This window comes from Caldisphaera sp. (assembly GCF_046536515.1).
Lineage (GTDB): Archaea > Thermoproteota > Thermoprotei_A > Sulfolobales > Acidilobaceae > Caldisphaera.
The window spans coordinates 1-13,349 of sequence record NZ_JAWDMQ010000035.1 but is presented as its reverse complement, the minus strand read 5'-3'; the positions used below and the strand labels follow the sequence as shown (position 1 = coordinate 13,349).

Here is a 13,349-nt window from a genome sequence, read left to right as displayed (position 1 = left end):
GGTAAATATTTTCATTTTAATTTTAATAAATTTTCGTAATTTTTTAAATTTAATTTTATGCTACCTATTTCTATTTTATTGATTTCTCCAATATATTGAGTTAAAATTATAATTTTATCATCGCTGACTTTATATATAATACCAAAATATTGATTACTATCATTTGCCTCAATTCCTGCTATATATCCAGGAAATAGGTTTTGTTCGTTTATTATCTTTAAATCATTTAATTTTAGTATAATTTTATTGGAGTTTAATATGCAATTCGAAATTAATCTATCTCTGTTTTCTTTTCTTTGATTTTTAGTTTTTTCTTTTTTTACAATTTTATCTAAGTTTATTAAATTGACTTTTTTATTTAGATATTTTTCTATATTGTTAATTCCAATCGATATAATTGTATCTATGTTTAATTCTTGAATTAAAGATAGTTTAAGCTTAATTGCATCTTCATCAATTAAACCATCAGTATCTATAATTAAGTTTTCATTGTCTAACCTTTCTATGCATTCAATATATTTTTCCCTATTTTTATATGAACTAAAATCACCTACAAAGCAAGATTTTACATTTTTCACTGAATCCCTCCAACCAGGAATATAAGGAGGTATTATATCAGATATGCTAACAAAAGACGGGCAATATATTTCATTTTGGCCTAGATCCGCACTCATAATTTTCATTTTAATGCCGTCAGACCAAAAGGCATTTATTAAAAATGCAGCTAAGGTGCTTTTACCACTATCATTGGGTCCAATAATTAAAATCTTCTTGCTATTAGAAACTTTTTTATATATCTCATAAAAAATAGAATAAATATTATCTTTAACTTCAATAATATTTTTATGTGATGGGCTTACTTCAATGCAAGATTTATTCGCTATAACAGGTAAGGACCTTCCAATAGGTACTATTATATTTCTTCTTTGACTTTTATTGTTTAGTTCAAATCCCAAAACATTTATGCTTCCATCTATTAAATCAAGTTTTAAAGGACCTTCCAATAGGTAATAGCCATTATAATTATTGCAACCCATTTCTTTTTGTCCCAAAATATTATTTATTTTTTGGTTTAATTTGCTTTCTTAAGCGAGATTAAATATATATTAACAGAAAATTTAAATAACGATTCTGATTCTTGTAATAGAAGGCGAGCCGCGGTCGTATAGTCTGGCCTAGTATGCGGGCCTGTCAAGAGGTCATGTGGGTTAAAACTCACAGAAAGCCCGTGACCCGGGTTCAAATCCCGGCCGCGGCGCCATTATAATAATTAATAAATTATGAAATCGAAGACATTAAACTATAAACCTATAAGAAAATACTTTATGGAAGTAGAAGGATTTAGAAGGTTTAATGCAATAGTTTAGCAATTTGTTTGGAAATTTAATTATAGAATATTTAAATTAACAGCTATTAGAGGAGCCAAAGTTTCCTTTTGTTATAATAAAATTATCACATCTGAGAAATTAATTAAAAATTCTAATAATTCAAGGAAAAACTAAGTAGAACATTTTGTTCCTTTCTACATTCTTGTTTCAATTGGATGGATAACTCTAGATGTATTAAAGAACTATTAGAAAAACAAATAAAAAATGACAAGTTATGATTATAGGAAACTTTTTAGTAATAATAACCTTAACTGCTTATAAAGTTTTTAAATTTATTAAATTTATGGTGAAATCAATTGACAACTATAATTAAGGATATATTGTTAAATTTTGAGGAAACAGGTGCAATGTCGCCAGGAGATGTAGCCCAAAAATTAAACGTACCTCGGTATAAGGTGTTAGCAACGATACAATGCTTAGCTGATTTGGGCTTTTTAGATCCTTTATATTCTAGAGGAAGTTATAAAATATATCAAATTAGCCTGTTAGGAAAAAAGGTTTTAGATAAATTAAAATCAGAAGATTCTTTAAAAGAAATTTTAGAAGAAAGCATATTAGAAGAAAGCATATTAAAAAATAAAGAAAGTATTAAAGCAGAATCTTAGATTTTAAAAAATTTTAGAGTTCTCATCTATTTTATAATTGGTATGGCTATCCAACAGTGTTTTATTTTATCTGATATCTCGATCTTTTCTCCAAGTTCATCTGCTTTTATGAGAAGATATTTAGATTTTTCATGATAAAAGAAGTGTGATATAGCGTAGGGAAGCCCTAAATCAGGACCAAAGTATATGTTCCTACATGTATGAAGATATATTCCTAAGTCCATGGGAAAAAGGCCAACTCCTATTGAGGGATAGGGGTAATTGGCTGAAGGCCCAGCCAGTGCTGACCAGGACGAATAAAGCGGGGTGGGTAAAACCCGCTAGTTATGAAGTGATGAAAATGAAGGCGGTAAACCAAACCTATGATCCGCCCTAAGATGACCCTAGCCCTTCAAGGTGGGAAGCCGTCAGAGAAATATTATCAATTATCTTTATGAAGATCTAAGTTTAATAAACTCTTTTTGTTTCAAGTCGTTTATTATTCTGTATGATAAACCCCATATAACAAGATTTCCAGGCAACATAAATCCATTTACATATCCTCTAACAGGATGAAATACCAATCTGGGTTCTTTAATAGAATCTAAAGAAACCCATATTACATAATCTACTTCAGAATCCATTGGTTTTGCATCTATAGGCCCCTTTAACATGCCTATCACAGGCAATACTCTTACTTTTGGTTGCGAAGCTGTTTCGTGAACTTCCATCTCACCTAAAATATCAACATATCGAGGAAAAACATAAGCTTCTTCCCATGCTTCTCTAAGAGCAGCCTCTATATATGTTTCATCTTTTTTTATATGCCCTCCTGGAAATGCTAAATCGCATGAAAAGCGCCCAGATACTAAACAATTTTTTCTTACCATTAGTATCTTCGGAGGGTTCCCATATAATAAAACTAAAACTGCAGCATCTATTCTGTTAGACGTTTTGTTGACACCTTCTTATCCTACCAATATATATTATTACTGTTAAAGAATATATTCTATGCACCTGGATTTATACAAAATAACTTATCTAAATAAAATTTTTATGTTCTTTTTTATAAGAAAAGTTAATACTGCTAAGTCTGTAATTAATCTATGAAGATAAAAATGCATAATAAACTCGGTGAACTGAATGAAAAAATGTGATGTATGCAATATAAGACCTGCAGAAATCTATCAACAACATTCTAACAGAAAGCTGTGTAAAGAATGCTTTATTGAAGATATTAGCAATAGAGTCATCAATGAAATGAAAAAATGGAATATGATTAGTAACAATGATGTGATAATGATGGCACTAAGCGGAGGAAAAGATGGTTATGTTATGCTGGACGTCCTTAGTAGATATTTCTCGAAGTCAAATAAGCTTATTGGACTAAATATTATCGAGGGAATACATGGATATAACAAAGAAGAAGATGCAAAATTTTTGGTCAACACTGCTAAAGAATTAGGAGTTGATGTAATAGTTACTAGCATAAAAGACTACGTAGGTTATAATATGGATGAAATATTTCTTAAATCGAGAGAATCTAAGAATTATTTTACACCGTGCACATATTGCGGTGCATCTAGGAGAAGAATAATGAATTATTATGCAAGAGAAATGGGTGCGACAAAACTCGCTACTGCGCATAATCTAGATGATGAAGCTCAAACAGCCATAATAAACATAATGAAAGGAGATATAAATAGCCTACTTAAACAACACCCGAACGCAAAAGTTGCTGATGATGATATGCTAGTCAAGAGAATAAAACCTTTAAGAAAAATATATGAATGGGAAACAGCTACATTTTCATTCATAAAAAAATATCATATTCAGCAAACAGAGTGTCCTTATATAGAGCTAGCTCCTACACTTAGAGCAATTGTAAGAAGAGAACTCTATAAATATGAAAAAGAAAACCCCGGAACTCTAATAAAATTCATTGAGACATTGGATTTAATTTTAGATTATATACAACCCAATGAAGTTACTACAAAACTAAATAGGTGTATAAAGTGCGGAGAACCTACTACCTTAGGAAGGAATGTGTGTAAATTGTGTGAACTATTATCTAATATAGGTATAGAAAATCCTAATTATGCTATTAAGATCCCGAAAAAAGTGATAAAGTGAACGACAAGCCCCTTCTAGGAGCGGGGTAAAGTTTTTAAGTTTAGAAACTTATTAAAAATTGAGATAACTGCTAAAGGGGTATGCGTTACTGAAACATGAGTATGCAACTACCCCAACTAACAAGTGTAATAAAATATGAATCTAGGCCGATGAACTGTTAAAACATGATAAGCAAGAGCCGATTTCTCCCGCAATATCGGCTTGGGGGATAATAGAGTAATACCCGTAAAAGGGGTGTAACCCTTGAGACCTCAGGGAACTCGCCCTTCAGGGCGGAGAGGAGGTCAGTTAAATGGATTGCGATATAAAAATAGCAAATGTTTCAAATTTTTATGGAAGGCCTGTTTATTATATAAATAAGCCAATCCCCTTAATGGGTCACATAGCTTTTGGCTTAATAGATAGAGGAACTAATATAATACAAGTAAGACCTATAACTACATGTTTTCATAATTGTATTTTTTGTAGTGTCGATTCAGGCCCTAATTCAAAATTTAGAATATCAGAATACATGGTAAATGAGGAATGGTTATTTGAGTGGATTAAGAACATAGCATCAATAAAAAACAATGATATAGAAGTTTTAATAGATGGTGTTGGAGAGCCAATTATGCACCCAAAAATAATTAAATTGATATCATTAATTAAAAAAATCCCAAATGTGTACAGTATTGCTATAGAAACTCATGGCGGTTCTTTGTCATTACCATTAGCAAAAAAACTTAATCAAGCAGGATTAAATAGAATTAACTTAAGTATTGATTCCTATAATCAGGAAAAAGCAAGATTTCTTACTGGAGTAGAGTGGTATAATTCAACTAAAATACTTAAAGTTGCAGCAGAAATATTAAAGGAGACAAATATTGATGTAATATTAACGCCAGTTGTTATACCTGAAGAAAATGAAGAGGAAATAAAATACTTAATAGAATGGGCTAAGGAAAACAAAGCTGGTTCAAAAATCAATTATCCCACTGGAGTCTTAATACAAAAATTTGAAATACATCACTTTGGCAGAAAACCAAAGAAAATAAAAGTATGGTCTTGGCAAAGGTTTTATTCATGGCTTAAATATCTTGAAAAAGAGTATGACTACAAATTACTTGTAAAACCAGAGGAATTGGGATTTAAAAAATCAATAAAAATAGAAGAACCTTTTCATGTTAATGATAAAATAAAGATTAAAATCATTGGAATTGGTTGGCTTAAAAACGAATATTTAGGTGTTGATGAAAATTGTATGAGAGTAATTTCTGTTATATCCAATGAAAAAATTAATGGTTTGAATATAAAAGCAAAAATAATAAGAGATAAAGACAATATATTTGTTGCTAAGATATAAACAATATCAATATATTAAATTAAGATTTTCTATCCAGTTTCCTGGCTCAAATAATTCTTGTCTTTCTAATTCCAACCCCTCATCTAGCAAAAAACATTCTTTTTTATATGGACAACTATTGCATCTATTACCTCTTTTTGCATACGGCAATATTTTATTGTATTTTACCAAAAGCATCTCATCTAAAGCTCTCATAAGCATTGAAACAATTTCAGAATTTAAATCAAATACTTTTGATTTATTTGGATACCTTATTTCTATTTTAGCCTCTTTTAAATTCTTTTCCTTAATTAATATTATGCTATATGCAGCTGCTTGCATAATATCGCTAATCCAAGCTCCTTTATATGGCGGTTTAGAACTTTTCCTTTCTATAATATATGCAGATGATTTATCTATCTTAAATGCATCAGGCCTCCCCCTTATTATTAAGTTTCCCAAATCTGTTTCTATAGGTATTTCGTAAGAATATTTCTTTATTAAATCTCTTAACCTAAAAGTATAATGAAAAATTGTACCAAAAAACAATCGAATTCTCTTTACTATACTTTTTTTCTTCTTTACATGCGTTTCAAAGAAAAAAACTCTCGGGCAATAAAAATATGAATGCAGTTCACTTGGATGTATTACTGCTTTAGCTTTATTCCTATTGTTATCCGTTTTTCTTCTACCTCCCATTCTTTCGAATAGGAATCACCTGGTGGATCGCTATAATTTATTGATTTGCTCCTCGTTTCATTTTTAATATAACTTTCTAAGGTTTTAATACTAGATAAATACTCATTGTCATCAGTTTTAATCCATGTTTCTATATAAGCATCTACGGGTAAGCCTAGTTCTTTTCTCATATATTGAATTCTTCTTATAACGTCTCTTGCTAATCCTTCACTTTGCTCCTCTTCACTCACTCTTTTATCAATTGCTATAACTCCAATATCTGATTCCGATACTTCCAACCATTCTGGATAACTAGCCTGTATTTTGAAATGCTTAGTTTCTAACCTAACTTCTTGTCCATTTATGTTTAATTCATAGTAACCGTTTTTTACTAAAGATTGCCCAACTTCTACTTCTTTGTTTTTAACCTCTTGAATTATTATAGGTAAGATTTTCTTGAAAGAAGGACCGAGCTCTTTATAATTTGGCTCAAGTTTGTATATTTTAGCTTGTTCAAAAAATTCTTGTCCAACCACTTGTATATCCTTTACATTTGCCATTTCTTTTATATAATTTTCCATTTCATTAATTGTATCTTTCACACCATTTTCATGTGTCGAAATTATAAGGCTTTTTATTGGTACCCTTATTTTAATTCCTGCCTTCATTCTGGCTGATAAAGTATTTTCTATAATTTTCTTCGCTAATTCCATTTTTGACTCAAGCTTTTCGTCTATATAACTTAAATCTGCATCAGGAATTTCTAATAATGATACACTTTCAGGCAAATCTGGCTCTGCTGGTTTTACAAACTTTTGATACAGATATTCACTAATGAAGGGTATTATAGGTGTTGATAGCAATAGCCAATTCTTTAAAGTATAATAAAGCGTTGCATATGCCGCTCTCTTGCTAGGGGTATCTTCATCTTCCCAAACTCTTTTCCTTATAAGCTTTAAATACCAATGGCTCACATCTTCAACTATGAAATCTATAACTAATCTTGCAGCATTATGAACCTCTAAGGATGAATAATATTTATTAAAACTTCTTATCAGGTTATTTAATCTAGATAAGAGCCATTTATCTTCTGTTTCTAATGGAAGTTCCTCTAGTTTATTATTCTTTGGATCAAATTTATCTAAACTCATATACATTGATGCAAATGAAAATATGTTCCATATTATTGTGAAATTCCTAGATAATTGTTCCGTTCCTTTCCATGAAAACTTTAAATCTTCCCATGTAGTATTTTGCAATACATAAAGTCTAATTAAATCTCTTGATACCTTTGAGATTAATTCTTCAAAAGAAACATAATTACCCGCAGACTTGTGCATTTCTCTTCCTTGTTCATCCAATACAAATCCATGCAATAATACTCTCCTGTATGGTACACTATCAAATCCTATGACACCGCTTCTCAATAAGCTGAAAAACCATCCTCTTGTTTGATCATGACCTTCTAATATTAAGTCTGCTGGGGACAAGCTTTCATATAGATCTTTGTTTTTAGGATAATTTAAGCTTGCATAAAATGCTATTCCACTATCAAACCAAACATCTAATACATCATTGACTCTCTTCATTTGGCCTCCACATTTAGGGCATTTTAATATAACATCATCAATCCATGGCCTATGCATATTAAGTGGTCTTTTACCATTCAATCTTAATATGTCATCTAAACTTCCTACAACCTCTATATGATGGCAATTTTCACATTCCCATATGGGTAATGGTATTCCCCAAAATCTTTGCCTGCTAATTACCCAATCCCTTACATTACCAACAATATTCATAAATCTGTCCTTTGCCCATGTAGGAACCCATTCAGCATTGTTAGCTTCCTTAATTAGCCTATCCTTTATTTTAGAAACCTTTATGAACCATTGCTCTGTAGCTCTTAATAATAGGGGCGTTTTACATCTCCAACATACAGGATATCTATGCTTTATTTTGCCCAGATGCAGAAGTGCCCCCTTTTCCTTTAAGTCTTTCAATATTTCCTTATTTGCATCAGTTCTAAAATATAAACCAGCATATTTCCCTGCCTCTTCAACCATAAAACCTTGATCATTAACTAGGCTTATCAAAGGAGCTCCTATTCTGCTCCCTACAATTGCATCAATTTCTCCATGCCCAGGAGCAGAGTGCACTAAACCAGTACCTTCACCACTAACTACTGCTTCTGAGGCCATTACAACCTTATGGTATTTCTTAAGCTCCTTTTGAGCCTTTACTAAATCTTCCAATGGATGTATATATTCCATCCCTTCTAGTTCTTTTCCTTTGAACTCTTTGATTACCTTATATTCTTTTATTTTAGATTCTTCTATAACTTTACCAAGTCTTTCTTTAGATAATATAAGCTTTTCATCGTTAGCTTCTATCATAACATAATCTATATCTGGATGAGCCATAACAAATGCATTAGCTGGTAAAGTCCATGGAGTCGTAGTCCATATTAGTAAGTATGTATTTTCTTCATTCTTAACTTTAAACTTAACATAAACAGATGGATCTTCCAGCTCTTTATATTCAGAGACTTCATAATCAGCTAATGTGGTCTCGCACCTAGGACACCAATGCAATACATTTTTCCCTTTATACAGAAGTTCTTTTTCATACGCTTTTCTTATTAAATACCATCCAGATTCTATATATGAATCTTCATAAGTTAAATACGGATTTTCCCAGTCCATAAAAACTCCTACTTCTTGAAACTCTTTTGTCATTGCGTTAATATTTTCTTTTACAAATGCTAAACATTTGTTTATAAAATTGTCAACTCCTATTTTATTAACTATATCCTTTTTATTATTAGAACCTAGCTTTTTTTCTATCTGGACTTCTATAGGTAATCCATGGGTATCAAAACCTGGCTTATCCCATACATTAAACCCCTTCATTCTATAATATCTTAACAAAGTATCTTTTAATACCTTATTCCAAAGTGTTCCTACATGTATTGTTTTTGCACTCGCATAAGGTGGTCCATCTAAAAAATAGAATTTCTTATTTGATTTACTACTTTTTTCTTTTATTTTTTTATATATTTCTTTATCTTTCCAATAATTCATAACCCATTCTTCTATGCTTTTTTGATTATATTTCTCTTTTGATAACTTGTCATCTATTATCAATTTAATCATCACCTAGATGTATCTATAAAATCAACCCTAACATATTGAGATCCAGTTAATGATGTAACTAAGCTCTTTATTTCATTTAAATATGAATCATTATCTAAATAAAGTTCGATAGCCCTAAATTCATCTATCACATTTGATTTCATTATGTTCACTTGAGAATTGTATTTTTCTTTTAAAATATCTACGACTTTTTTAAAGTTTTCATCGTTAAATTCCGTAAAATATATCCTATATAATTTTTTATGCTGCAATCTTTAATCCCTCTCTAATCCTCACAAAATATACACATACAGGTAGAAAATTAATTTTTTGTTTTACCAAAAGTATTTGCTAATATTGTAAAGTCCATCAATTAAAATAATTATTAATTAACTCCTGTCCATAACCTTTAGCCTACCTTTCTTTAAATCATAGATTGTTTTAACTAAACTACCTATCCCTATCGCTCCAACTACAAAAATTACAAGTATAAACCCTATATCTATTGCATTTAAATTTGGTATTGAAAGACCTGTTGATATTGCAAAGTCATCTATTGATGGCATAAATATAATTAATAAGCCTATTAATGAGAATGCTATTCCTCCATAATATAGTGTGCTTCCTGCTGTCTTGCTCCCAACGAATTTAATATCATTTTCACTATAGCCCATTTTTCTCATTACTCCTCCAAAGAACGCTCCCAAAATAATTTGCATTGTCATAGTTCCTAGTCCAAAAAATAGACCTGGTAACGGGGCATATATTAATGATGGTACTTTAGGAGCTAAAATAAAAGTTATTATAGATGCATATGCACCAAATCCAAAACCCGCTATTAATCCATGAACAATAGTCATTTTTAATGGAACATCCTTAGGTATTTCAACTCTCTCTGCCTCTTCAGTATGTCTATGAGTCGGAATAAGATGAATATGTATGTATTTGCCATGTAAAACATATGATCCTGCAATTGCCATTAATATTCCTACAGTTATGTAAACAGGACCATCTAAGTTATAGACTTGATAAATTTTTGCTAGCCCAATATAACCTATAGTTGTTAAAAATGCCCTTTGTAGAGTAAAACCCAAAGAAAACAGTAAACCTGCGAGTAACCCCCCTTTTACACTGTATTTTCCTATTGCATAACTAAATGTTATCGGCCATGTATGTTCATCTGGTGTAATTCCATGCAATATCCCCAAAACATAAGATATGAAAATTATTGAAGCTAAAGTTAGTGTACCCGTCGGATTTAGTATGTTTTGCAATAAGCTCATATGTTATCACCTGTGCACATATCTCCTGAAATAATACATTAAGTGTGCACCTATATATTCGTTTCTATATATCATAAATAAAATAGTATAGAATTGTATTAATTAAAAAGTATAAAAAATTTAATATCAAAATTGTAAAATAAAAGTTAGGTAACATTTATATCTACTATAATTTAATTAAAACAAGAGGAATAGGAAATGGATAATCCATTTGTAAAGATTGTAGATACAATAGCAGAAACAATATCAAACGAAATAAAAGTTAACCAAGAAGAAGTATTCAGATTCTTAATGGAACCTGTAAAAGAAGAATATGCAGATTTTTCTTTTCCTATAAAAAGATTTTTAAATAACCCAGAGAGTATAGTTTTGAAAATTTATGATAGCCTGAACAGTAAAAATTTAAAAATAGTTAATATAGAGCTGATTTCTGGTTTTTTAAATATAAAATTTGATGAAGTGAAATTATTTGAGAAGATTACAGATTATATAAAAAATGGTGGAGGTATAAAAACAAAGAAATCAGAAAAGCAATTAAGCATAGTTGTTGAGCATACTAGCGCAAACCCTATACATCCTTTACATATGGGTCATGCAAGAAATACATGCATTGGAGATACACTTTCAAGACTTCTAAATGCTAGGGGGCATAAAGTTAATAGAAGATTTTATATAGACGATATGGGAAGACAAGTTGTTATAGCTGCACTTGGATTTAAAACAATTAATGAAAACCCTATGGAATTATCCAAGAAAATCAATGTAAAACCCGATAAATTAGTAGGGTGGGTATATGCTGTTTCTAGCACAACCTTGGATGCGTTAAATGCCAAAAAGAAAAATAATATTGAGGAAGCTGAGAAACTTGCAACTGTTTTAACAAGACTTAAATCTCAAGATCCTGATAATCTCTTTGATAAGCTTTTTTCTGGCTTAAATGCATTAAACGATCCAGAAAAAGAAATTTCTAACATAATGATAAATTATGAAAAAGGTTTAGAGCCTGAGAAAAGCTTAATTAGATCTATGACAATGAGCGTTTTAAATGGATTCATAGAGACATTAAATAGACTAGATATCAATTTTGATAATTGGGATTGGGAAAGCGATATAGTATGGAATGGATTAGTTGATAGAGTAATAAATTTAGCAAAAAATAATAAATATTTTACAAAATTCAAAGATGCAGATGCCCTAGACATCCCTTCTATAATAAATGACCTAGTAAAAGAAGATCAAAAAATATCAAAAATAATAAATTTACCTAAAGGCTTTGAATTACCTCCTCTAATATTAAGAAGGAGTGATGGATCAACACTATATACAACAAGAGATATCGCATATTCTATTTACAAATTTAATGAAACGAATGCGGATAAAGTTATTAATGTAATAGGAGCAGATCAAAGATTACCTCAATTGCAAATAAGGCTTGCATTGCTAGGTCTTGGTTTTAAAAAAGAAGCATTAAATTTAATTCACTATGATTATGAAATTGTTAGGCTTCCAGGAAAAGCAATGCATGGAAGAAGAGGTGAATATGTTACCCTTGATGAAGTGTTAGAAGATATCAAAAATAAAGCTATAGAAGAGCTAAAAAATAGAAATCCAAATATAAACAATGATGTTGCAAATGAAATAGCGGAAAAAATTGCAGTTGGTACATTAAGGTTTTCAATGATTCAATTGAACGCAATGAAACCGCTAACATTCGACATAAACAAGGCACTAAACTTAAGAGAAAATAGCGGTCCTTACCTACAATATACTTATGTAAGAGCATTAAATATATTAGAAAAGCATGGTAAAATAAATTACGATGCAATCAAAAATGAAACTGTTAACCATAAATTAAGAAGATCAATGCTAATAAAAACTCTTAAGTTTCCATTAATTTCAGCAAAAGCTGCTGACGATTTATCGCCAGAAGATCTAGTAAGTTATTTAGTCTCATTATCAGACCAATTTAATCAATGGTATGAGAACGACAACGTAATAAGAGAAAATGATTATGGAATTAAGGAAGGAAAGGCTTTACTGGTTGAATTAATTAAAAATACTCTTGGAGAAGGATTATATTTATTGGGTATACCTAAATTAAATAAAATATAATTATTAATAATTATTTTAATTATATTGTTTATTTTAATCTAATCTATTAAGCAAAAATTAAATAAAAATTATATACCACCATTTTTCCAACTACAAAAAGATGGTGCTAAAATTGGACATCTATGAGATGCTAAATGCTGACATCAAGATAAATATGGCATTTGGGTATCCTGGGTCAGAACCAATACAACATAAGAAAATCGCAAGGATTTTGCATGAATCTATAATTAATGAAGGCGAAGCAGCTTTACAATACACTCCAGCAACTGGACTAAGCTATGTGAAAAAAACAATAGGTGAATATTTAGCTAATAAAGGAATAAGCAAGAATGAAGATGATGAACTTATACTCACTCCTGGCGGTATGTCTAGCATTTATTATACCTTCTTTTCTATATTAAATCCTAAAGATTATATAGTAGTTGAATCCCCAACTTTTGCTGGCGCTCTTGATGCAATAAAGTTTGTTAACGCCAAAGCAATTCCGACTAATATTGATGAGGATGGATTGATAATAGATAACCTTGAATTTAATATTAAGAAAACAATTAATAATGGAGGAAAAATAAAGGCTATATATACGAATCCCACAGCACATAATCCAACAGGAGTTATTATGAGCGATGATAGAAGAAAACAACTAATAGAAATTGCAAATAAATATGATATATTAATTATAGAAGATGATCCTTATGGATTCTTTGTATTTGATACAG

General features: G+C 30.3%; 12 protein-coding genes and 1 tRNA gene. 6 read left to right on the top strand and 7 right to left on the bottom strand.

Annotated elements, in window-relative coordinates; genetic code table 11:
- Nucleotides 1-11: 11 nt before the first annotated feature.
- On the bottom strand, nt 12-1,052 hold the full coding sequence (locus RXO53_RS05825) for a Clp1/GlmU family protein (protein ID WP_410713308.1): 1,041 nt from the start codon (nt 1,050-1,052) through the stop codon (nt 12-14).
- A 102-nt stretch (nt 1,053-1,154) separates the two neighbouring features.
- Here RXO53_RS05825 and RXO53_RS05820 point away from each other — a divergent pair.
- Nucleotides 1,155-1,261: transfer RNA gene (locus RXO53_RS05820), tRNA-Asp, on the top strand.
- A 423-nt stretch (nt 1,262-1,684) separates the two neighbouring features.
- Nucleotides 1,685-1,993, top strand: a complete 309-nt coding sequence (locus RXO53_RS05815; protein ID WP_410713307.1) for a transcriptional regulator — start codon at nt 1,685-1,687, stop codon at nt 1,991-1,993.
- 26 nt (nt 1,994-2,019) lie between these two features.
- Here the strand turns inward: RXO53_RS05815 and RXO53_RS05810 are convergent, their stop codons facing one another.
- Together RXO53_RS05810 and RXO53_RS05805 are read right to left on the bottom strand one after the other, a co-directional pair.
- A complete protein-coding gene (locus tag RXO53_RS05810; RefSeq protein WP_410713306.1) occupies nt 2,020-2,217 on the bottom strand; it encodes a hypothetical protein in 198 nt (65 codons plus the stop codon).
- Nucleotides 2,218-2,424: 207 nt separating this feature from the next.
- Nucleotides 2,425-2,913: an NUDIX hydrolase gene (locus RXO53_RS05805; protein ID WP_410713309.1), complete on the bottom strand. Its 489-nt coding sequence runs from the start codon at nt 2,911-2,913 to the stop codon at nt 2,425-2,427.
- Between the two features lie 202 nt (nt 2,914-3,115).
- On the opposite strand from RXO53_RS05805, the gene RXO53_RS05800 reads away from it, so the two are divergent.
- Together RXO53_RS05800 and RXO53_RS05795 are read left to right on the top strand one after the other, a co-directional pair.
- On the top strand, nt 3,116-4,105 hold the full coding sequence (locus tag RXO53_RS05800) for a TIGR00269 family protein (RefSeq protein ID WP_410713305.1): 990 nt from the start codon (nt 3,116-3,118) through the stop codon (nt 4,103-4,105).
- A gap of 292 nt (nt 4,106-4,397) precedes the next feature.
- Nucleotides 4,398-5,447: a radical SAM protein gene (locus RXO53_RS05795; RefSeq protein WP_410713304.1), complete on the top strand. Its 1,050-nt coding sequence runs from the start codon at nt 4,398-4,400 to the stop codon at nt 5,445-5,447.
- A gap of 6 nt (nt 5,448-5,453) precedes the next feature.
- Here the strand turns inward: RXO53_RS05795 and cas4 are convergent, their stop codons facing one another.
- The 4 genes from cas4 to RXO53_RS05775 all read right to left on the bottom strand — a co-directional run bounded on the left by cas4 (nt 5,454) and on the right by RXO53_RS05775 (nt 10,521).
- A complete protein-coding gene (gene cas4, locus RXO53_RS05790; protein ID WP_410713303.1) occupies nt 5,454-6,125 on the bottom strand; it encodes a CRISPR-associated protein Cas4 in 672 nt (223 codons plus the stop codon).
- Nucleotides 6,074-9,259: an isoleucine--tRNA ligase gene (gene ileS, locus RXO53_RS05785; RefSeq protein WP_410713302.1), complete on the bottom strand. Its 3,186-nt coding sequence runs from the start codon at nt 9,257-9,259 to the stop codon at nt 6,074-6,076. The genes cas4 and ileS overlap by 52 nt, the downstream gene beginning before the upstream one ends.
- A complete protein-coding gene (locus RXO53_RS05780) occupies nt 9,259-9,510 on the bottom strand; it encodes a hypothetical protein (protein ID WP_410713301.1) in 252 nt (83 codons plus the stop codon). Before RXO53_RS05780 ends, ileS begins: the two co-directional genes overlap by 1 nt.
- Nucleotides 9,511-9,627: 117 nt before the next feature.
- A complete protein-coding gene (locus tag RXO53_RS05775; RefSeq protein WP_410713300.1) occupies nt 9,628-10,521 on the bottom strand; it encodes a hypothetical protein in 894 nt (297 codons plus the stop codon).
- A 198-nt stretch (nt 10,522-10,719) separates the two neighbouring features.
- Between RXO53_RS05775 and RXO53_RS05770 the strand changes: the two genes are divergently transcribed.
- Both RXO53_RS05770 and RXO53_RS05765 read left to right on the top strand, forming a co-directional pair.
- Entirely contained in the window at nt 10,720-12,633 is a 1,914-nt protein-coding gene (locus RXO53_RS05770) for an arginine--tRNA ligase (protein ID WP_410713299.1), read from the top strand.
- Between the two features lie 112 nt (nt 12,634-12,745).
- On the top strand, nt 12,746-13,349 hold a 604-nt coding region (locus tag RXO53_RS05765; protein ID WP_410713298.1), incomplete at its 3' end, for an aminotransferase class I/II-fold pyridoxal phosphate-dependent enzyme.